Raw genomic sequence first — 22,272 nt, 5'->3', positions numbered from 1 at the left:
AAGTCGTCGAGACCTTGTGGGACGTGGCCAACATCGGCATGGGCGTGGTCTCGGCGGTGGACAACATCAGCCAGGGCAACTGGGGCGCGGCGGCCATCGACGCGGGCGGTGTCGCACTGGACATCGGGGCCACCTTGATTCCGGGCGTGCCGGGCGGCGCGGGAACGGCAATCAAAGCGGCGGGCGGCGCCAGCGAAGCCGGCGCAATGCTGGCAAAACACGGCACCGAAATGATGGCCATGGCCTCAGCCGCGGCCACCAGGCTAAAGGACAACTATAAAAAAGGAATGGCCTTTCAAAACTCGATTGGTTTACCGAAGAATAATCAGTCCTTTGAGGTAATTGGCGGACGCGTAAACTCCAGGAAACCAGACTTCTTAGATTTGGAGGCTGGGTCAATTGGGGAGGCAAAAGGTGGAAAGTACCTTTACCTATCATCTCAAATAAAAGATTATTTAGCTTTTGCCAAAGAGAAAGCACTGATCTTTACACTCTATGTAAAGGACCATACTAAGCTAAGCGCGCCTTTAAAAGCGCTAGTTGAGGCAGGCGAAATTGTTCTGGAGCGAGTGAAATGAAAAAAAGAAACTACTACAAGGAACACCTTGAGCGCTTAGAAAAAGGCGAGAATCTCTCAGAACAGGATCTTGTCATAAAAGAGCGGTTCGCAGCAAACCGAGCAAAATACAGAGTTGCGGCTCAGGGTTTATTCGAAGACCTTCATGAGGTTGGGTGTTATGTTTCATCTCTTCAAGAACTCCAAGAGGATAAAAAAGGATACCTTGTTGCTATTCCCGTCTTGATCAAATGGCTCCCGAAAATTGATTATGATCTATTGAAGGAGGATGTTGTACGAATAATGACAAACTCTTGGGCAAAAGGCGCCGCGGAAGTTTTAATCCAGGAATTTCAGATTACGACCTCCGAGCAACATAAAAGTTACCGATGGGCAGTAGGTAATGCGCTCTCTGTTATTGCACAGAAGAAACATTTTCCTGAATTGGCTTCCATTGTACAAGATCGTTCGGCTGGGAGTGCGCGTCAAAAGGTGATGAAAGCCCTGGCGAAAACCAAACATCCCGATGCATCCCAAGTTCTTATCGAAGCATTGCGGATTGGAGATGAGGTGGGCCATGTATTGAATGCACTTCGTTACTTGAAAGCAAGAGTCCCTAAAGCCCTTGTCGAACAGTATTTAAATCATGAATTCCCCTGGGTACGAAAAGAAGCCAAGAAACTACTGGCGCTTCAAGACAAACTTGACGCTGCTGAAACATAAGCCCCAATCAAAGTCAGGGACCTTGGCGTCCCTGACGTTGTTTCATACTGAAATAAGGGAAGGGTAGCAACCTTGGTACCAAAATAACCCTCGCGCTTATCGCGGCTCATGGGTGTTTGCGGCGTTTCCCAATTTTCTTTAATAAACGTTTCCCAGGGGAGAGCCCGCGTAGGTGCTGCTCAGAAGATGAGGGCCACGCCGCCGATGACCACCATTACGCCGATTAATGCGCGTAGGCTTACATGCTCGCCTTGCCATTTGGCGATGGCGAGGCCGAAGACCGGGCTGGTGACCAGCAGGGTTTGGGCGATGCCCGCGCTGGTGTATTTGAGCGAAACCTGCTGCAGCCACAGGCCGAGATAGGTGCCGACCAAGGTGGCGCCTGCCAGCCATAGCCAGGTATTGGATGTGGTTTCTTTGGGGGTGGCCGGGGTTTTTGTTGCACCACGGCGCAATAGCAGCAGCGGCAGTAAGCCGATGCCCGCCAACAAACGAATGACCGCGCTCCACATGGGGCTGACATCGGTGAGCGTGAGGGCCGCGTGGGACAAGACCGCGCCGCCTGCTTGGGCCGAGGCCGCCAAGGCGCCGAACGCGAAACCGGCGCGCGTCATTACCTGGTTGGTGGCGCCGGCCGGGCTGCGCTCCAAAATGACCCAGGCCAGGCCCGCGCCGACCACCGCGATGCCGAACCAGGCGCGCATCGGTAAAAGGTCGCGCAAAAAGAGCCAGGCCAATAACGCGGCGATGGGTGGGGCCATGGTTTCCATGATTAAGGCGTAGCGGACGCCGACCCGGTTTAGTGCCGCGAAGTAACAGGTGTCGCCCAGGCCGATGCCGAGCGCGCCGCTTGCGAGCAGCAGCAGCCAGGCGCGGGTTGGGATGTCGTTCCACAGATCACCCGTGAGCAGGAGGGTGGCAATGAGCATCGCCAAGGCGAGCAAGCCTTTGTAGAGGTTGAGCTGGATCGGGGTGAACTGGGCGCCGAGTTTACGGAAAAAAACCGCCGCCAAGGCCCAGGCCGAGGCCGCCGCCAGGGCTGCCGCTTCGCCGCGATGATCCAGCACGATTTCCATCAGGTTCCTCCCGCGCAAACCGGGCCAGCATAACTGAAATCTAGGGAAAAGGGGATAGGAAACCGTTTTTAATCAATGAGATTGAAAACCGAGCCTTTGGTGGTTGAAAGTGAGAACGGATTGCAGAATGATCGGTGTGTGTCGGACGGCCCGCCTCATTTTTTATGAACCGGTGGTTGTGGCCGATGGTTCTGTTAGTGGTTCTCTTTCCCAATTGCCCCGAACCCAAAGAGTGATGCATGTCTGAACAATCCCCCAACCCCGATCAGGAAGCTTCCCCGGCCGAACCCACCTCTTGGCTGCGCTACCGCCGCATCGGTGCCTATGAAGTATTGGGTGAGCTGGGTCAGGGCGGAACGGGCCAGGTGTTGCTCGGCATGCGTGACGACGATACCCGCAAACAAGTGGCGATTAAGGTCTTGAAGCGCGGTATGGACAGCCGGGAAATACTGGCCCGCTTCTATCAAGAACGCACCATTTTGGCCTCGCTGAACCATCCCTTTATCGCGCGCCTTTACGATGTGGGTTGTACCGACGACGGTCTGCCGTATTTTGTGATGGAATACGTCGACGGTTTGAGTTTGATTCGCTATGCGGGTGCGCAATCCTTAAACGTGAACGCGCGGCTCAAGCTGTTTTTGCGCATCTGCGAGGCGGTGAACTATGCACACCAAAAATTGGTGGTCCACCGCGATTTGAAGCCGGCCAACATTTTGGTGACCCGCGAGGGCGATCCCAAGCTGCTGGATTTCGGCATCGCGGGGCTGATTAACAACGAACAACAGGCGACCGCGGTCACGGTCTACCATCAACGCATGTTGACCTTGGAATACGCCAGTCCCGAGCAATTACGTGGCGAACCCCTGGGAACCACCACCGATGTTTACTCGATGGGTGTCATTCTCTACGAACTGCTCACCGGCAAACGGCCGTTCCGATTTAAAGGCCAAAATGCGGCCGAGGCGGCGGCGGTATTGTCCGACCAAACCCGGCCGCCACGCCCCAGTACCACCCAGCCGCGTCGCAAATTGTCGACCCTGGAACGCAAACAAATTAGCGACGCCTTCAAAGGTTCCTGGTACCGCAACTTCATGCAACACCTGCGCGGCAACCGCATTGATCGCGATTTGGATCGCATTGTGCTCAAGGCCTTGTCGGTCCAGCGTGAAGAACGCTACGCGAGTATTGAAGATTTCGCCGCCGATATTCGCCGCTATCTGCGCGGTTTACCGATTAAAGCCCGGCCACGCAGTTGGTCCTACCGCATCGGCCGGTTCCTGACCCGCAACCGCCTCACGATCATCGCCACCGGCCTTGCGGCGGGACTGGTGTTGGGCTCCACGGTGCAGGCTTGGCAAAAACGGCAAGAGGCGGCCCTGCGTCGCGACGAAACGGAACGCCTGGTCACCTTTATGACCGAACTTTTTCAATTAGATGGTTCGGTCGACGACTATGGCGATCAGGTTCCCGCCAAACGGTTGTTGGATCGTGCCGCGGTGCGCTTGGGCGGCGAACTCGAGGATTTTCGCGACACCCGCGGCATGTTACGGGTGCAAATCGGCCGTGCCTACGACGGGCTGGGTTTGTACCGCGACGCCTGGATGGTGTACAACCAAGCGCTCGAGGACCTGGAAACGGCCCACGGACCGAGGGCCGAACCGGTTGCCGATGTGCTGGTGGAAGCCTCGTTGTTGGCGTCCGAGGGCCAGCCCAGAGAGGTGATGCGTGAGATGTTGGAACGCGCCTTGGCGATTTACACCGAACGCTACGGCGAGGACCACGAACGGGTTTGGCAAATTGTCAGCCTGCTGGGGTACCACTACCAAATCATCGGCGAACTGACCCAGGCTGAATATTACTACCGGCGTTCCTACGAGGGCCGCAAGCGCTGGTTGGGTGAAGACCATCCCGACCTGATTGACAGCGTGAACCAACTTTCGATTATCGCCATGCACAAAAGCGATTGCGAGGCGGCGGCCTCCGGCTTTAAGCGGGTGATCGAGCATTCGACGGAACACGACGGCCCGATGTCGCGGGATACGGTGGCGGTCATCGGCAATCTGGCCCTGGTTTACCGTGAATGCGGTCAGTACGAATTGGCGATTGAGGGGTTTCGCGAGCAATTACGGCGTTCCCGCCGCATTTACCGGCCCTCGCACCCCTACCTCGCGGCTTCGCTCATTTTCCTGGCCGACGCCCTGCGCGCCGACCAACAATACGCCGAGGCCGAGTTGCTTCTCCAAGAAGCCCTGGACGGTTTGGCGCAAAGTCTGCGCGCCGATCACAACTACTTCGCGCGGGCGCGTTTGATTCTCGGCGGTGTTTACATCGGCATGGGTCGTTACGATCAGGCGGAAGAAGAACTCCGAAAAACCCTTGAGATCAACGTCAACCATTTCGGACCCGAACACTACCGGGTTGCCCGCACCCGGCTGGCTCTGGCGGACTTGGCTTACCGCCGCGGCAGCTATGGGGAAGCGGAAAATCACGCCCGCCAGAGCCTGGAAATTTTTGTGCGCTTGTACGGACCCCAATACTTTCGCACGGCTTATGCCCGCGCCTTATTGGGGACCTGCCTGGCGCAAGCGGGACGAACGGAGGAAGGAGGACGCTTGGCCCTGGAGGGCTATCGTCAACTGTTATCGCACCAACCCGAGGGCGAGTTCACCCGAATGATCCATGAAAAGTTGGCGGAATTGCAGTTGCTTTAACCCGCGGGATCCAGCACCGGGTTGTGGATCTGTTGCAGTACGGCGTCCCAGAGGTTGATGCGGCTTTGTATGGCTTGGCGCGCGGCGTCGCGGGCGCGTTGCCATGCCTGCTCGCGGTTGCCGCAAATGAGGTTGATCATTTCCTCGGCCAAGTGGCTATGGGAACCGCCGTCCAATTCAATATGCCGGGCCAGGTAGGTGTGGTAGAGGTCGAACGTGTGCGGGCTGTCCTCGGCGAGTTGCGCGATCAGCGCGCGGAACATATCGGGAATGACTTCCTCGCGACCGAAGGTAAAAGCGGCGGCCACGGTGGCGGCGTCGTTGGTGTCGATGAAGTTAAAGGTGTCCTGAACAAAGTTGGCCGCGATCTCCGGTGCCTGGGCGCGATCAAAGGCGGTTTCCACCGGGTGACCCATGGCGGCGACACTGCAAAAGCGTTCGACGGGCGCGGTTGCCACGCCGGCTTGGCGCATGGCGGCGAGGTAGAGTTCGAAATGGCTCATGACCTGGCCGTCATCGAGGCGGTCGGATTCTTCTTCCAAAACTATTTGATTGATGAAGCGGCGAATGCGTGGATCACCCTTAGGCTGCCAAGGAACCGTGGTCCCCGTCAACAACTGCTGGAGCTTTTTGAGGAGGCTCATGAAGTCCCAGACTGCATAAACATGGTGGGCCATGAAGAAGCGAACCTGTTCGGGCTCTTTGACCGCACTGTAAAGCGGGTGGTTCTGCAATTGTCGGCGCAGCGGTTGAAGTTCTTTTTTAATGGCAGAAATGGAAAACAACAAAAGGCTCCCGGCTGGTCAAGACCCCGATGCTTTGGGGTCTGGTCAATGAAAGGACTTTGCGGCGACATTAAGCCGCTAAACTAACAAAAGATAAACGAAAAGCGTGGCGCTGTGAAGCGGCAAATTGGAGTGGTGCGGCAAAGAGCGCGTCGGCTTGTTGGGCAAAGTATCGCTTTGACCTAAGAAGCGCGTTAAGAGCGCGTGATTTTGGCTAGAAATCTTGAGCGAAATGGTTTGGGGAAAAGCGGGCCGGGGTCGTGCACGACCGCACCTGTCGGGTGCAGTGATCATTTTGGCAAGCCGTTGAAGTTCATAGGTTTATCTGTAATCGCCGAGAATCGCACTGCTTAGGTTTTGGACCTAAAAAAGAGGGCGCGGCACCAGATTTTTTTCTTCCAACCAGGATGGGTTTAGCAGCCTGCCGGCGTAACGGCTGCCGTGATCGCACATGAAGGTGACGATGGTTTTGCCGCTGTTGCGGTTGTTCATGGCTACCTGGTACGCGCCGTAAAGGTTGAGTGCCGAGGAGGTTCCCAAAAACAAGCCGTCCCGGTGGGCGGTGTGGAAAAGCATGTCCATCATGGCCTGGTCCGTTACGCGCAGGGCGTCGTCAACCACCGCCCGCACCAGGTTGGCGGTGAGCCGTTTGATGCCGATACCCTCGGTGACGCTGCCGCCGTCGCCGGTAAATTCACCACATTTGAAGTAATCGTGGACACCGGAGCCGTGGGGATCGAGGGCAATGACGCGAATGGCGGGATCGCGCGCTTTGAGGTACGCGCTGGTGCCGCCGAGGGTACCACCGGAACCACAGGCGGCGACGAGAAAGTCGATGCGGCCCTCGAGTTGTTCCCAGAGTTCGGGGCCGGTGGTGTCGTAGTGGATTTGGGCGTTGGCGGTGTTTTCGAACTGATCGGCCCAAACGGCGCCGGGTGTTTCTTTGGCCAACCGTCCCGCTTGGTGGTAGAAATGATCCGGGTTGGCGAAGGGGCAGGGGGACACGGCGTGAACCGTGACACCGAGCGCGGCGAGCATGTCGTATTTTTCTTGGGCTTGGTTGTTGGGCATGGTGAGCACAACCTTGTAGCCGCGCTCGGCAGCCAAGGTGGCCAGGCCGATGCCGGTATTGCCCGCGGTTCCCTCAACGATGGTGCCACCCTTCTGCAAACTGCCGTCCGCCTCGGCGGCTTGGATGATGCCTTTGGCCGCGCGGTCCTTGATGCTACCACCTGGGTTGAGAAATTCGGCCTTGCCGTAAATATGGCAGCCGGTATGTTCGGAAAGGGATTTCAATCGGATCAACGGCGTGTTGCCCACGCTGTCCCATACACTTTCACTTCGTTTCATGATGCTCCCCCCATTGTGGTCGGCCCTCGGTTGTTTGTGGATGAAGGCCCAAAATACCACATTCAGTCAAACTTCCCTAAACCGAGCGTCGGGACCGCGGTGGCGTGAAGGCGGCGCGCGCTTCGGTTACCCGTTCGCGGATGATACATCCTTCCAGATGATCGTTGACCAAACCCATGGCCTGCATGAAGGCGTAAGCCGTGGTTGGACCCACGAAGCGCCAGCCGCGTTTTTTTAGCGCTTTGGCGAGGGCTTCCGCGTGGGGCGGCTTGACCAGGCGGCGCACTTCCGCGTAGTTCATGTGCGCGGGCCGTTCGGCCGGATCTGGTTCGTACTGCCAAAAAAATGCGGCAAGGCTGCCGAACTCGGCGCGCATCGCAATGGCCTGACGTGCATTGTTAAGGGTTGCTTCGATTTTACGGCGGTTGCGGACGATCCCCGTATCTTGCATCAGCCGATCTACATCCGCTTCATCCATTTTGGCGACCCGCTCGAAATCGAAGCCGTGGAAGGCGGCGCGGAAGTTTTCCCGTTTCCGCAGGATCGTGATCCAGGAAAGCCCGGATTGAAAGCCCTCTAAACAGATTTTCTCAAACAAGCGTTGGTCGTCGGCAACGGGGAATCCCCATTCGGTATCGTGGTAATGGATGTACGCCGCGTCTTGGCCGGACCACCAACAACCGGTTGAACCGTCCGCGCGCCGGGCCAAACCGTCCTTCTCTTCCATGCTGTGAACCTCATCAGGACAAATGTTGTTTAACCTAAGAAGCGCTGACGCGGTGGTTTTGGCTAAACTTCTGGGCTGCAACGGCTAGTGAAAATGCTCACTGCACCCAGTGGGTGCACGTCGTGCGCGACCCCGGCCCGCTTTTCTCAAGCCGTTTCGCTCCAGATCTTTAGCCAAAACCCCTCACGCTTATCGCACTTCTTAGGTTTTATACCGGATCCGGCGCCGTGGAGGAAGCCCTTGTTTTATGCTTCTTTCGCGGGGGTTTGGGCGGGGCCGGCCAGGCCGAAGCGCGTCAGCGTTTCGCACAAAGCTTTTTGGGTGAGGGGTTTGGCGATATAGTCATCCATGCCCGCGTCCAAGCAGAGCTCGCGGTCGCCGACCATGGCGTTGGCGGTGATCGCGACGATGTTGTGATGTCCGCCGTGTTCTTGTTCCCACTCACGAATCAAACGGGTGGCGCGGTAGCCGTCCATTTTCGGCATATGACAATCCATCAAAACCAAATCAAACCGTTCGCCCTTCATGCGGTTTAAGGCCTGCTCGCCGTCTTCCGCGAAGGTGACCTTGAAACCCATAGCCTGGAGCAAGCCGGAAGTGACCATCAGGTTGGTGGCGTTGTCCTCGACCAACAAAATTTCGGCTTTTTCGTCGGGATCCCGGGGTTCGTTGTGGGTCGGGGCGACATCGCCCCCCGACGGCGCGGCCGGCGTTATGCTTTTCACTTCATGGCTGATATGCTGGTGCAATCGGTTTAGGACCAAGTTGGGATTGATCGGTTTCCGCAAATACCGGCCGTAGGCCTTGGTGGCGTCGGTGATCGGTGACATGCTCACGAACAACAGTTGGGCCGCCGCATTGGCGCCGTTGCGTTCCAGCCAACGGCCCAGGGTAGCCGCGCTGAGTTGGTCCACATCGCAGATGATCATGGCATGGGGCATGTTCGCCGCCGCCTCGGGCGGCTGTTGCGGAACGCGGCAATCGATGCATTCCACGTTGACCCGGTGCAGATGGGGCGCCAAGCTATCGAACAAAAAGTTTTGGGCGGACCAAACCACGACCACCGCCTCGGCTTGGGGTTCGAAAACCGGTTTCCTCGGCTGTGTTTCTTCTTGCTGGACGGTAATTTCAAACCAAAAACGCGAGCCGACGCCGATCTCGCTAGCAACTTCAAGCTTGCCGCCCATCAGTTCCACCAGGCGCCCACAAATCGCCAATCCCAACCCGGTTCCACCAAACCGGCGCGTGGAGGAGCTATCCACCTGGCTGAACTTTTCGAAAATCACGTCGAGGTCCTCGGCGGGAATGCCGGTTCCGGTATCAATCACCTCGTAATGCAAGACGAGTTCATCGTCCTGGCTATGGATGCGTTTGGCCACGATCAAGATGTGGCCTTTGCTGGTGAACTTTGCGGCATTGCCGGCTAGGTTCAGCATCACCTGGCGCAACCGACCTTCATCGCCGCGCACCATCATCGGAAGGTCGGGGTCAATGTTGATCGCCAACTCGACCGGTTTGTTTTGCAGCTTTACCGCGATCAACTCACCAACGGACCACAGCAACTCGTGAAGGGGAAATGCCGTGTTTTGCAAGGTGAGTTTACCGGCTTCGATTTTCGAGAGGTCAAGGATGTCGTTGAGAATCCCGAGCAGGTGGGTGGAGCTTTTGCGGATCAGGTCGACAATGTCGCCTTGCTCCTCGTTGAGGGTCATTTGGTGCAGCAATTCAGCGCCGCCGAGGATCCCGTTCATGGGGGTGCGAATTTCATGGCTCATGTTGGCGAGGAATTCGCTCTTGGCGCGGTTGGCGGTTTCGGCGTCCTCCTTGGCTTTGCGCAGATCGCGTTCCATGTTGATGCGGTCGGTCGTATCGGCGGCGACCGCCACCACCATGTTGTCCTCTTTGACCAGGGCCGCGTGCCAGGAGATCCAGCGCCAACTCCCGTCATGATGGCGCAGCCGCATTTCAAAAAAAGAGATGTCCTGACCGTCCAACAGACTGCGCCACATGTCGCGCATACGGCGCAGATCCTTGGGATGAACGGCGGCGTTAAAACGCTTCGGGGTGAACCACTCGCTCTTGCGACCCAGAATCCGTTCGGCGGCCTGGTTGACCTCGAGGAAATTGCCTTTGGTGTCCAGAATGAACAACATCTGCGGCGATTTCAGGAAAAATTTGCCGCGTTCCCGTGAGAGCTGGTTCATGCGCTCGGTGTTGCGTCGGAACACTTCCAAGGCCGCCAACATGTCACCAATTTCATCGCGGTACAGGGGTTTGGGGAGACTGACGTCGGTGGTGCCGGCCGCCAGCAGGGTCATGCGTTCGGTTACCAGTTGAACGGGAACCAAAACGCGCCGTCGGATGGCCAACACGAACATTAGGGCAATCGCTGACAAACCACTACAGGCGATGACCACCAACAAGAGTTTCTGATTGGCGGCATTGGAAGTTTTGCTCAGGATGCGTTCCGTGGGTTGGGAAATTTGCGATTCAAAACGGGCGATGCTATCCAGAACGCGATTGAGCTCGTCGAGCCAAGCGCCCGGCTCGAGTTGGGTGGTGTCTTCAAGCAGCGCCGCCGCATAGATTTTTCGGCGCATGGTATCGAGTTTCTCGAACTGCTCGTTCATTTCTTCAAACGCGCTGACCATAAGGTGGGCGTTGTCGTTTTGCCGGTTTTGCTCCACCAGTTGGGCCAGGATGGTGCGGTCACGATCGGCCAGTTCGCGAATGAGGGTCAGGCGCTGGGTGAGGCGGTCCATGCTGTCCTGGCGGAAGCCGTCGCCGCCGGCCATGACCCACATCAACAGGGTTCCCTCGCGCACGGTGGTTTCGTAGAGTTGCGCGGAGGCGGCGCGGGTCAGTAGGTTCTGGCGCAAAAGGTGTTGGCCGGGCGTTTGGGGTTGGGTAATGTTGCTGCGCAACAGGCGGAACAGGTGAAACAAGGAAGAGAAGCTTTCGACCCAGGTATCTTGGTGCAAGCCCCGTGAGGAGACGAGGGCGGCGCGCAAGGTTTTGAGTTCTGCATATTGGCCGCGGCAGCGTTCGGAGAGGGTGACGGCGACTTGGTTGTTGCGGGCCTGGGCGTGGGCGGCGATGTGGTCCAGTGTTTGGTTGATGTGTTGGTCGTTTTGTCGCTGAATTTCCTTGAGTTGCGGGGTGATGACGGCACGGGTTTCTCGATTGGAAACCATAAGCAGCATGCCGTAGGCGGCCTCGCGACCCAGGGCGCGATCCATGTCGTGGATCGAGGTCACCATCGCATTGGCTTCTTGGAAATAATCGGCTTGGTCGCGGGCGTCGAGGGCGTCGCGGGCGAGAAAGATCGCCAGGAAAAAGACCAGAAAGGTCAGGGTTCCCGTTACCAGCAGTAACAGAAAACGAACGGACAGACGCATTTTCCCGGATGAAACGGCCATGGAATCGGTACCCTAAAACGAATAAGTACAGGTTAGGCGGAAGGCGCGGTCGAGTTCTACGCCCCCGCTGGTAATCCCGGTAACAAAGGTCAATGTGGGTACTTCCTGGTGGCGTTCCAGCAAGTTGTAGCCACTGAAACGCAGGCGCCATTGCCTGCCCAAGCGCTGATGGGCGTGGAGGTTGAGCACGGTGTAGGCGTCTTGTGTCTTTTGGAGGACGGGTGGGAAGTTGAGCGAGGTGGCGGTAAATTCGTTGCCGTCAACCCAATACACCTCGCCCTGCAGCAAGCTGTTGTGGTGACGGTAGTCTACGGTTAGGTTGGCGCGATGGTTGATCTGGTTATCTTCCAGACGGTTGAAGCCGGGGAAGGGGGAAATCGGGGTATCTTCCAGTTCCATCCAGGTTGTGTTCAGGCGGACCGTCCAGGGGCTTTGTTCGGGTTGCCAAAAGAGTTCGGCTTCAATGCCGTAATGCTCGGTATCGGCACTGTTGATAAAGGAAAAGTCGGGGAGGATGTTTTGGCCGGGCACCGGCAAAAACACCGCGACCTCAATAAGATCGCGGCCCTCGCCGTAGAAGGCGTTGAGCCGGAAATAACTCGCCCCGTCGCCGAATTTCTGATTGAGGCTTGCCTCCACCTGGGTCAATGACTCCGGGACCAGCAGCGGATTGCCGTAGGCTTCATTTTGGGGGAACCGAAAATTCTGAGAGAGTTCGATCAGGGAGGGGATGTGGTGGCCGTGGGAAAGGGAGAGCCGCAGGTTGCGTCGCGGGGTCCATTGCCAGTTGAAGGCGCTGGTAAAACTAATTTCGCTGCCGTCCGGTGGTGGGGCGTCGTTGACAGGTAGAACCGGATCAAAGGCGTTGAGGCCTTGGAACCGCGAGGTATCCCAGCGATCCGCGCGAACGGAGTTATTAAAACTTATTTTGCTGTTGCGTTGATGATGCCACATCGCGGAAAAGCTCAAGGTATGTAGGGCCAGTTCACTGTCGAATATCGAGTCGGGCGTGGCGTATTGAACGGCGCTGCGGCGTATTTCGCCTTCCATGCGAACCACGTTTTGCGCGGAAAGGGAAAACAGATTGGCGAGCGCGATGCGGCGGAATTCGCTGTCGAGCGGGGGCACGTCCTGGGTGCCTTGAAAGCGGGTGGTTTTAAAGCCGACCTCGTTGTTGTTGACCTGGACGTCCACCTGCCACAAACCCATCGGGGAATCGTTGCTGAGGGTTAAATCCAGAAAAGTTTGTTCGGTGAGTTGTTGCCCCCGCGCGGCGCCCGGACCCAGCAGATCGGTGGCCAAATCGTTGTAGCCGACTTGGAAGCGAAGGCTCGTCGAGGGGTTGGCCAACCAATGGCCTTCCACGCTAAAGGCGGTGCGGTCGAGGGCGTCGTCAAAAGGGATGGGGTCGCCGGGCGTGCCCTGATTGTCGAAGCCGTCGGCGCGTTCGATACCGGCCGAGAAACGCAAAGCCATGCGGTCACCGGCATGCCAAGGGATCGAGCTTTCCAGGCGATGACCTTGGGGTTCTTGGAATTCCGCCGTGATGCGGGTTTCTTTTTGTTTGAGCGGGTCGCGGGTGACCAAGTTGATCACCCCCAGTTCGGCATTAAATCCGTAAAGCGAGGAGGCCGGACCGCGCACCAGTTCCACCTGCTCCAAGTCCGACAAATTAATCGGGAAGCTGTGCCAAAAAACGGTGCCGTAGACGTCCAGGTACACCTGGTGGCCGTTGATCAACACCAAGGTGCGGTTGGAGAGGAATTGATTGTAACCGCGAATGCTGAGGTCGGCGTGGCCCTGGAACGTGCGCTGTACCTCAATGCCGGCGAAACGACGGAGCAGTTCGGGCACGTCGCGGGCGCCGCTGTCGCGAATTTGTTGGCGGGTGATGATTTCCATCGAAACCGGGACCTCGGAGAGGCGTTGGGGTTTTCCGGTGGCGCCGGCGGTAACGGGTTCGCCGAAAAGGGACGCCAAACCTTCGTAATCAATGTTCTGCGCGGCGAGTGGCGGCGTCGCGAACCACAGCAGGAATAGGATGAGTGAGAGGTGGCGAACATGCATGGCTACAACCTCTTCGCGGTGTACATAAAGGCGGCGTCGAAATCGATGCGGTTGCGCTTCATGTTCTTTTGATTGATAAAGATTTCTATGCCGGCTTGGGTTTCGAAGGCGACGACACAGCCCTCGGAACCGGCACACTCGCGGTCCATGCTCACGGTCAACAGACCGCGTTCGCCGGCAAAACGAGCGATGCGTTCGAAATGAGCGCCGAGTCGGCGCGTGAGAAACAACACGCTGATGTTTTCCTGTGTTTCCAAGGCGCTGATAGGGACGAGGCGGGCTTGGATGGCTTGACGGGTATCCTCGCGTTGGAGGAGTGCCTCAAGGGCGACTGCTTCTTGTTGGGATGCGGGCTGATTGGGGTCGTAGAGGATGGCGATGGGCACGGCGTCCATGGGTTGCAGGTTGCGGACGTATTGCAGGGTGCGCAACAAAATGCGGGCATCGCGGGCATGGGGTTCGGCGGCGTTTAGGGTGCCGATCACGAGGTGCGGTAGCAGCAGTACCGACAGCCACATCAGGGTACGACGCCTGGACGACGCGCCGCCGCGCCTGACGTGCGAACGGTACCGATGTGTCGGTTCCATCTGAAGAAAACGAGCCAAGGGCCGCTCCTCGAAAAGCTAGAGGTTATCGATTACACAATGAGTGCTGTTTTTATAACATGGGTTTAGGAAGAAACGAAGCATGACGCGAAACCTTGTCGGCGACAGGAGCGCCGAATCGGGTGCCGATGGCTAAAAGTCGGCATTCGGTTTTTGGCTGACCTTCAGGTGATCCCGGTGGTTTCTTCCTGATCAATGTTGTGCTCGGCGGCGGGATCGATGTGCAGGTAGCGACCGAGATAATGCACGGCGAGGTAGAGCGGGCCGGTGTCCAGCAGGGCGACGCACATTTTAAATAGGTAACCGGAGCCGATCAGGACGAGGAGTTCGGCAAAGGCTTTTTCGCCTCGGTAAACGGCGGCACCAAAGGTGATGGTGATAACCATGGTGCTGTCGACCAATTGACTGACCAGGGTGCTGGCGTTGTTGCGCAGCCAGAGGTGTTTGCCTTTGGTCAGTTTTTTCCAAAAGTGGAACAGGCTGACGTCGCAGAATTGGGCGGCCATGTAGGCGCACATGGAGGCGACCACGGAGCCGGCCGTGCAGGCATAGATCATGTAGAAGAAGGTGGCTTCGCCTTCGAGCATGGCGCCGTTGGGGAGGGGGACCGGTTTCTCCAGAGCCAGTGTTTGCCACGGGGGCGGGTTCCAACTTCCCGCCGGTGCCCAGGACAGCCATTGCTGCCGCGCTTCCTCATTGATTTCCGGCATGGCTTGGCCCAGCCAGAGGGTGCCGATGACCAAAAGGTTCACCACCAAGCCGACAAAAACCAACCAGTTGGCGCGGCGTTTCCCATAAAGTTCACTGATCAGATCGGTGCACAGGAAGGTGAGCGGGTAGGGCAGGACCCCGACGGCAAGCGCCAGTGGGCCGAGATGGATAAAGTGGGTGATGCCGATAATGTTCAGCATGGCCATGGAGCCGAGAAAAATCCCGGCCAACATCAAAAACACGCGTTCGCGGCGTTCGTGGAGTTCGGCGGTGAGGACGGGCACGTTGGTATTCAAGCGGAACCTCTGTATTCTCAACGGGGATGCGCTCATCCTAGCACATGGATGTAGGGAGGGTGGTTCCGGCATTGGGCTTGGCTTGGTATTCGTTTTTTAGCAGGATTTTAGGATTAAGAGGAGGCGGATGGGCAGGGTTGCTCTCTGTTGCCGAACCCCGTGATTGGATGAAGCCGTCGCTTCGTTTTCAGGAAAATGGTGGTTGATCGGCGGGTTACCCTTCGGCGGCGTTGGACCGATGCCTGAAGTTGCCAGGCAGGCTGTGTTTTGGTGGGTTTGACCGCGGCCGGCTTCGATTCACGAGCGTTTTTTTGAGGGCTCACCGCACTGGAAAACATCACGACATCGGCTTTCCGTCTCATTTCGAAGTAACGGCTTTATCCATTCCGGGAAGTGCTTCAAGAGGGTTGCTCCGCCGGGCCGCATCTTCTAACTATCATTCGATCCTGAGAGATAAGCTATACCAACCAAAGCCAAATCCCCGGCCAAAGAAATGCCCCATACGGGCCCCGCCAAAAGCAGAGGCCCGCCAGGGAATCCCCAAACCATCCTCGTTAGATGTTGTCGTCAATAATGTGTTGGATAATTTCCAGTACTTCGCCGGGATGTTCGTCGCTGATCGTAAAGCGGGTTTTGGTTTCGTCACGGTTCATGGCCTCGGCAAGGAAACCGGAGAAGCCACGCGCGCGGCGGTCGATTTCCATCAGTACCTCGAGATGATCACCGCCGTGGTTAAACACGATTTCGATTTCATCGAGGCGACGGTAGTAGGGCCCGGAAATTGGCTTAAACTCGAACTCCTGCAGGAAGGGCAGGCGCGAGTTCCAGCGACTTGCTTCCTCACACTCGGCCTCGTGCATTTGGAAACCAAGATCCTCCAAGGCCTGGAACACGTTGGCCTGCATGTGATCGGGCTGAATTTGGAAGTAATCGCGATCACCGGGATCAACGGCGGCTTTAATGTCGAGTCCTGTTTTGAGCCATACCTTGGTGCGGCCGAAGGTTAAAGGCGCGTCCAGCGGAACTTCCATGTCCACGGCCAGCTCGATTTCTTCGCCCGGCTGGATGAGCATGGATTCGCCCAGTTTGAATTGATCGATGGTGGCCGTTCGGGTCACGTCCACTTCTTCGCCCTCGGAATTCTCGCGCTCTCCGATGTAGTTGCAGTGCATCGAAAAGTAGAGCGCGTCGATTTGTTGTTCAACGCTGCCGCCTTTAATTTTGACAATGGCGTCGATGGGTTCGCCTACTCGATAAAGATCACGGTCCAGGATGGTATCGACCTTGGCAGCACCAATGCCGACTTTGGAAAAAACTTTTTTAAAAAAAGACATGTACAAACCACCTTTGCTTCTGGAATCAGCCCCCGGACGGACGCATTGGGCTGCATGGCGGCCGGACCCAAATCGGGCTGGTCGGTCTCGGGGTCTAGGTGAGGTTGGAAAACGCGGAACACCTCACACGATAGCATATTCCGCCTGCTGCTAGGGGAACGTTGCTTTTGGCGCGGAAACCGTTTGAAAAGGGCCGTTTGTCCCGGGGTTTCGATCAAGGTCACCGCCGCGCCAATGGTGTGTCTCGTCCCTGTCCGGCGACTGTTTCCGAGAATTACACCGTTTCGTCATGTTCGGATTTTGTTAGAATGATGAGGCCCCGGGGGGGTTGGCCCTTGTTAGACGCGAAGGGTGCGTGCAGCGGGGCTGTTGCTTCAGGCGACGTTGGGAAGGGTTTGCTTGACACGTTCCAATAAAATCATGGTGGAATCCCAAATTAAGAGTCGTGGTGTCAGTGATGAGCGCGTCCTGGCGGCCATGTTAGCGGTGCCGCGTGTTGCCTTTGTTCCCCCCGAGTACCGGCAGTTCGCTTATGCCGACTGCCCGCTGCCGATTCCTTCCGGGCAAACCATTTCACAGCCCTACATGGTCGCGGCCATGTCCGAATTGCTTAAAATCAGTGCCGACGCCAAGGTGCTCGAGGTCGGGACCGGGTGCGGCTACCAAACCGCTGTTCTGGCCAAACTGGCGGGGACCGTTTACACGGTAGAAATTCTCGAATCGCTCGCGCGCGGCGCGCGCCAAACCCTTGACGATTTGGGTTATGCCAATATCCATTTCAAAATCGGCGACGGTTGGTTCGGTTGGGCCGAACACGGCCCCTTCGACGCGATCATGGTTACCGCCGCCCCCGATGAGATCCCGAGCCCGCTGCTGGCGCAGCTCAAGCCAGGCGGTCGCATGGTGATTCCGGTTGGTCCCGAGGGCGGCATGCAATACCTGCACCTGGTCGAAAAAACCAGGGATGGCGAAATTCAGCGGCACAACATGATGGCGGTACGGTTTGTCCCCTTAACCGGCGACCATTAAACCCAAGCAGCGCTGAAGCGTGGGGTTTTCGCTAAAGATGTGGCGCAAAATGGCTTGAAAGAAGCGGGCCGGGGGTGCGGAGCGCAATTTTACAGGCCCTTGCAGTCCATAGGTTTAGCGAAAATCACCGCGAGTTTAAGCGCTTCTTAGGTTAAACGCGAGCCAATCACCACAACTCCTGTAGCTGCCTGGCCGGCACGTAGTTTTTGCTGCGTAGCGGCCGCACCTCGGTAAAGGCGTCGACAACGCCGTCGCGCATCAAGCGATCCACGCCTTCCGCGTCATACACAAACCCTTCACAGCAGGGTTTGTTGATCTGAAACGCGTGGTCCTGATCGACGTTGATGGTGGCGTTGACACCCTCCAACACGTTGACTTCAAACGATTGGTGGCATTCGTGGCACAACACCGTGTTGGCGCCCTGGGGAATCACCGCCATTTCGATGTCGTAGTTGGTGTGACACGTAGGGCAATTCAGGGTAAGGGGAATTTTGTGTTTTTGAGCCATCACGATCTCCATGTGACGATACACGCCCAGGTGTTCCGCGTTCGGGACAAAAAGCGCCGACGCGGGACCCTAAGGCGCGGTTCGGTAGCGCGGGTTACGGTAGGGGAGCCGGAAGTTGCCGTGCGGATTGCTCAGAATCTTGTGCGAGTCGGTTATCGTTTGATGGATTAAATACGCTCGCTATTGACAGTGATGGTTTAGGTTAATTTAACGCGACTCGCTTATTTTTCATAGTGGATCGGTTGATTTGGTGAGCCCGCGCACATCACTTGGTTTGATGATTTGAGGTGGCTAATTCCTTGGGCATGGCTTGGTATTCGGTATTTCTAAGGATGGCAGGATGAAGTGAGGATGCGGATGGGGGGTGCGACCCTTTTTGACCGCTACCCGACGCGGATGGGGGCGTCGCGCTGAATGCCCGTTGGGCGGGGCAGCCGCGGCCGTGCCTTTTCGAAGTGACGGGTCCATCCGTGTCGGGAAGTGGTGAAAGAGAGATGGAGATAGAATCCGCCATCCACAAACTTATCCTCTCATCCTAAGAAATACCGAATACCAAGCCATGCCAATAGAAATACCGAATACCAAGCCATGCCAATAGAAATATCGAATACCAAGCCATGCAAATGAGACCTCGGCCGAATCAGCGGCCCCAACCAGGTAAAAAGCGAGGCGGGCGACCATCATCGCCCATCCTCGCAAATCGTGATGCCTAGGACGGCTTATCAATGGGGAAATAGAGCTCGATTATCGGACTTTCGTCCGTGTCCGCGAAGGGATCGAGGTAGATTTCCATCGGTGGTCGGTTGATCATGCTGTAGTCCGAACTGGGTAACCAGTGGTAAAGCATGTACTCATAGGTTGGGGTGAGCTCCAGGAAGGGACCGGTATGGGGGACGACCACAAACCAACCGCCTTCATAGGTTCCCAGTCGTAGGAAACTGTCTTCTTTGAGGCTGCAATCGCGGGGAACCGTGATGCAGGCGTCGAAGCGGATTTTATGGGCCTCGGTGATTTCGGGATCGTCCAAACAAATGCCTAAGAAGGTCGGCGACGGTTGGTACAAACCCCTTAAATGCAGCGCCTTTTGCAAGACGCGCCAAGGAGAGTTGGGCTGTAGCGGCTCGGGACATAAAGTGTAAGGGCCCGACATGCGCATGAAGGCCATGGTGAGGTCCGGCACCCGTTCCACCCGTATTTGGTTGGGGTCCATCAATCGTTTGAGGTGTTCGGGGAAATCTTCGGGTGTATCGCGCAGTTGGTAGCGCTTGCGATAGGCCGAAGGGTTGAGTTTAAAAGATTTGCGAAAGGCGCGGGTGAAGGTTTCGTGGGTTTCGTAACCCGCTTCCAGCGCGATATCCAATATCGACGCCTCGCGGGTTTTGAGCTTGTAGGCCGCTTTTTCCAATCGGAGCCGGCGGATGTGGGCTTTTACCGTTTCGCCAACCAGGCGGTTGAAGATACGGTGAAAGTGAAATGGAGAAATACCGGCGAATTTCGCCAATTCCTCCAGGTTGAGATCTTGGTCCAGATGGTTGTGGATGTAGTGGCAGACGTTGCGAATCGTTTGGGTGTGCGAAGGTTCGTCTTCGAACATGCTGATCTCGAACACGGGTGGTTCGGAGTTTTCGAGCATTATGTCGACCATGAACTTCTCCTGAGCGATGTATTGAAATGAAGAGGGGAGGCGGTCCGTGCACTTTCTGCGACCCGTCGCGAAGAAAAAGCACGGCATGAGGCCCCTAGGCGTCAATTGGTACGAAAAGGGGAGCCAAGAAGTTAATTGATCATATGAAATAAAAATTATCGATTGAGTGAAATAATCGAAATATTTCGATTTTTGTCCAGGCTGAAAGTACGGGATAGCAATATCTAGTGTACCAGTTATGTCTCGAAGTTTTTCTATTAACCTGCGAAAAATAATTAAAAGCCGTCGGGTCGTGAGTTTTTGTCACCAAATTCTCAATAATCCTTGCGGCTTGTCCCTGTTCTGTGAATAAACGGACGACCCGCGCACGATTATTTGGCCTGCCCGGACGGTTTTTTTAGGTCCACCGCTTGGTTTCTCCAAAGCGCCTAAAAAGGCGGCAACCAACAAAAAAAGGTGCCAACCCGGCCGGTCCGCCTGAATGGTGAAACAGGCGAACCGACGGATTAGCACCTTCGGTTTTGGGGCAGGTTAATCCCCGCTATTCGTTGGGGATTAAAAATTTACTTTGGATTTGGTCCAGCACCGCGCCGTTGCCGAACAGGAAGGTGTTTTCGCTCCCTTCCATGATGGTTTCGACGGCTTCCAGTTCGCGCAAGCGCATCAGGGTCGGGTTCTGGGCGAACAGGCGCGCGGTGTTGGCTTGGCTACGCGCCGAGGCGGTTTCCTCGCGTCGACGGATCAATTCCGCCTCGGCGCGTTTTTTGGCCTCGGTAACCTGGTTCAGCAAACTTTTCATCTCGCCCGGCAAGATGATGTCGCGGATGCCCGCGGTAACCAACACCAGGCCGCGTTCCGCCGCCCAGGTTTTGAGAACCGCTTCCAACTCGTTGACGAACAAGGTTTTGTCGGTGAGCAATTCGTCCAAGGTTCGCGAGCCGACAACCGTACGCAGGATGAGCTGGGTTTGGCGGTACAAAGCGCCCGCGATGTCCTGGACGCCGCTCAGTGCTTGAAGCACATCGGCGATTCGGTAGCTGACGATGATGTTCATGCGCAAGCTAACTTTGTCGATGGTCATCATTTCCTGGCCGACGAGGTCGAGCACCTGTTCTTGAACCGACACGTTCTGGATGGCGAGTTTGCCCAGGCCACGCCAGTAGATGTGGGTGCCCGGTTCCAAAACCGCCTCGATTTCACCGTCGCGGGTCAGCAGACCTTTTTCGCCGTCGCCGAGTTCAAACACTTCCAGGTAGGCGTCGTGGTTGGGTAAACCCAGTACGGTTGCCAAGGCTTTGTGTCGAAACGGTTCGCGGTTAACCGTGAGGCGTTCAAAGCGGATCGCGCCCGCGCTGCGCCACATCGCGTGGTTGCCCGCGCCGAGCAGGTCGTGCAAGCGGTTGTCCAACCAAACCAAGGCGGCCTCGTTGTCCTGCAAGTCGATGCTTTCCAGGTGCTCGGCCAATGCCGGTTCACCAATCAGCTTGGTCTGGGACAGCGGTGTCGCTTCTTTTCGGGTTTTAATTTCCCATTGCCCCACGTTTCTCCAGTAAACGTGACGGCTGGGACCCAGCACATCCCGAACCAAACGGTTGTGGTACAGAATGGTTTGGGTCTCGAGGGGGAATTCAAAAACGGCGAAGTTACTCGCCACCGACGGCATCGCCAACAGGGTTTCCAGTTCCGCGTGGGTGAAGGGTTCCAGGTTGGGGGTGAAGCGTTCGACGCGCAGTTCGCCCGCCGCTTTCCAAAAGCCGTAGCGACCGGCTTTCAACATGCCGTGCAGGCGGTCGTCGATCCAAACCAGGGCGTGTTCCCCGGATTTGAGGTTGACGACCTCAAGGTAATCTTCCAGGAGCGGCGAATGGAACAGGAATTTCATGTCGCTGAAATCTGCCTGGGGTTCATCCGTATTGACCAGGCGGTAGGTTTCCTTGCCGAACAAAGCATTGAGAAAGTGGGTGCCTGGTTGCAAAACACGGTTGAATACGCCGTTGCGAAAAACCAGCACCAGTTGATTTTGGTGAACGGTGATTTTTCGAATCATGGGGACCTCCTGGTCCGGCGAGGGTTCGCCCATGCCGGGATGAACGCTCGCGGGGGATACTGCATGGAATCGTGGGTTACATAAATAGAGTAGGGTGGGCGATGGATCGTTGATCGGTTTCGCGGCGCGAGGCCGATGCGGGGGGCGAGGTTCATCCGCGACATGCGGCGAATGCACTATTGCCCGTAATTCTCACAAGAAATTCTGCTACGAAGCCGAAGCCTTGAGAGAATTCCGGGCGACTATCCGCCGCGTCACAACCATACCTAGGACGCTGGAGACGGGTAGGGTGGGTTCGCCGGAGGAGCGCGGTTACGCCTCGACCCACAAGGCATCTGAAACGGTTCCCGGTGTCGCCGCGCCGGGGCGCGGTTTCACCTTGGATCACAGGGGACCCGACGTTGTCGGAGGGCGGCGTCTTCCCGCCGGTTTAACCCCGATGGGCCGTCAGGGAACGGCTTTGCAGGGTTAACGAGCGCGCTTCGGCCGCACGCCGAAAACGACGTGCCGTGTTTCGATCCATCACCCGAGGTTTAGTTTCACATTGCTTGGTAGCAGGTGTGAACGGCCAAACATCGACGTGACAGGTCGGGTTGGTCTACAATGAAGGAATCGAACCTTCTTCACATAGGTTAACAACCTATTGCTCTACCAATGAGCTAATTGTATGGGCGGATGAAGCC

The 22,272-nt window shown here is 56.8% G+C and carries 16 protein-coding genes and 1 tRNA gene; 4 read left to right on the top strand and 13 right to left on the bottom strand.

What is annotated here, in order from left to right; genetic code table 11:
- Together J3U88_RS20365 and J3U88_RS20360 are read left to right on the top strand one after the other, a co-directional pair.
- Nucleotides 1-578 (top strand): putative toxin (locus J3U88_RS20365; protein ID WP_207860806.1); only part of this gene is annotated, 578 nt, incomplete at its 5' end.
- A complete protein-coding gene (locus J3U88_RS20360) occupies nt 575-1,279 on the top strand; it encodes a HEAT repeat domain-containing protein (RefSeq protein WP_207860805.1) in 705 nt (234 codons plus the stop codon). The genes J3U88_RS20365 and J3U88_RS20360, both read left to right, overlap by 4 nt.
- Before the next feature lie 179 nt (nt 1,280-1,458).
- On the opposite strand, the gene J3U88_RS20355 is transcribed toward J3U88_RS20360, so the two are convergent.
- Nucleotides 1,459-2,355, bottom strand: coding sequence for a DMT family transporter (locus tag J3U88_RS20355; protein WP_207860804.1), 897 nt, complete (start codon nt 2,353-2,355; stop codon nt 1,459-1,461).
- Between the two features lie 239 nt (nt 2,356-2,594).
- On the opposite strand from J3U88_RS20355, the gene J3U88_RS20350 reads away from it, so the two are divergent.
- Complete coding sequence (locus J3U88_RS20350) at nt 2,595-5,066, top strand: serine/threonine-protein kinase (RefSeq protein ID WP_207860803.1); 2,472 nt, start codon at nt 2,595-2,597, stop codon at nt 5,064-5,066.
- Here the strand turns inward: J3U88_RS20350 and J3U88_RS20345 are convergent.
- The 8 genes from J3U88_RS20345 to J3U88_RS20310 form a co-directional block, all read right to left on the bottom strand.
- The gene (locus J3U88_RS20345) at nt 5,063-5,851 is read right to left on the bottom strand and encodes a DUF3050 domain-containing protein (protein WP_207860802.1); all 789 of its coding nucleotides are present in this window, start codon (nt 5,849-5,851) and stop codon (nt 5,063-5,065) included. The two genes, J3U88_RS20350 and J3U88_RS20345, sit on opposite strands and share 4 nt — an antisense overlap.
- A gap of 363 nt (nt 5,852-6,214) precedes the next feature.
- Nucleotides 6,215-7,204 (bottom strand): cysteine synthase A, encoded by a 990-nt coding sequence (locus J3U88_RS20340; protein WP_423842071.1) that lies wholly within the window; start codon nt 7,202-7,204, stop codon nt 6,215-6,217.
- A gap of 73 nt (nt 7,205-7,277) precedes the next feature.
- Entirely contained in the window at nt 7,278-7,928 is a 651-nt protein-coding gene (locus J3U88_RS20335; RefSeq protein ID WP_207860800.1) for a DNA-3-methyladenine glycosylase I, read from the bottom strand.
- Nucleotides 7,929-8,173: 245 nt separating this feature from the next.
- Entirely contained in the window at nt 8,174-11,347 is a 3,174-nt protein-coding gene (locus tag J3U88_RS20330) for a hybrid sensor histidine kinase/response regulator (RefSeq protein ID WP_207860799.1), read from the bottom strand.
- A gap of 12 nt (nt 11,348-11,359) precedes the next feature.
- Nucleotides 11,360-13,414 (bottom strand): TonB-dependent receptor plug domain-containing protein, encoded by a 2,055-nt coding sequence (locus J3U88_RS20325; protein WP_207860798.1) that lies wholly within the window; start codon nt 13,412-13,414, stop codon nt 11,360-11,362.
- A gap of 2 nt (nt 13,415-13,416) precedes the next feature.
- Complete coding sequence (locus tag J3U88_RS20320; RefSeq protein WP_207860797.1) at nt 13,417-14,019, bottom strand: YfiR/HmsC family protein; 603 nt, start codon at nt 14,017-14,019, stop codon at nt 13,417-13,419.
- 164 nt (nt 14,020-14,183) lie between these two features.
- Complete coding sequence (locus J3U88_RS20315; protein WP_423842070.1) at nt 14,184-14,963, bottom strand: queuosine precursor transporter; 780 nt, start codon at nt 14,961-14,963, stop codon at nt 14,184-14,186.
- Between the two features lie 617 nt (nt 14,964-15,580).
- Nucleotides 15,581-16,360, bottom strand: coding sequence for a sporulation protein (locus J3U88_RS20310; RefSeq protein ID WP_207860790.1), 780 nt, complete (start codon nt 16,358-16,360; stop codon nt 15,581-15,583).
- A gap of 399 nt (nt 16,361-16,759) precedes the next feature.
- Between J3U88_RS20310 and J3U88_RS20305 the strand changes: the two genes are divergently transcribed.
- Complete coding sequence (locus tag J3U88_RS20305; protein ID WP_243436054.1) at nt 16,760-17,389, top strand: protein-L-isoaspartate(D-aspartate) O-methyltransferase; 630 nt, start codon at nt 16,760-16,762, stop codon at nt 17,387-17,389.
- A gap of 166 nt (nt 17,390-17,555) precedes the next feature.
- On the opposite strand, the gene J3U88_RS20300 is transcribed toward J3U88_RS20305, so the two are convergent.
- From J3U88_RS20300 to J3U88_RS20285, 4 genes are all read right to left on the bottom strand, one after another.
- A complete protein-coding gene (locus J3U88_RS20300; protein WP_207860789.1) occupies nt 17,556-17,897 on the bottom strand; it encodes an MJ0042-type zinc finger domain-containing protein in 342 nt (113 codons plus the stop codon).
- 709 nt (nt 17,898-18,606) lie between these two features.
- Nucleotides 18,607-19,542 (bottom strand): AraC family transcriptional regulator, encoded by a 936-nt coding sequence (locus J3U88_RS20295; RefSeq protein ID WP_207860788.1) that lies wholly within the window; start codon nt 19,540-19,542, stop codon nt 18,607-18,609.
- 541 nt (nt 19,543-20,083) lie between these two features.
- Nucleotides 20,084-21,589: an SPFH domain-containing protein gene (locus J3U88_RS20290; protein ID WP_207860787.1), complete on the bottom strand. Its 1,506-nt coding sequence runs from the start codon at nt 21,587-21,589 to the stop codon at nt 20,084-20,086.
- Nucleotides 21,590-22,183: 594 nt separating this feature from the next.
- Nucleotides 22,184-22,258: transfer RNA gene (locus tag J3U88_RS20285), tRNA-Asn, on the bottom strand.
- Nucleotides 22,259-22,272: the final 14 nt, after the last annotated feature.

Source organism: Acanthopleuribacter pedis (assembly GCF_017377855.1).
GTDB classification, from domain to species: domain Bacteria; phylum Acidobacteriota; class Holophagae; order Acanthopleuribacterales; family Acanthopleuribacteraceae; genus Acanthopleuribacter; species Acanthopleuribacter pedis.
Note: the sequence above shows the minus strand (reverse complement) of the source record. Positions and strands in the feature narration are given on the sequence as shown.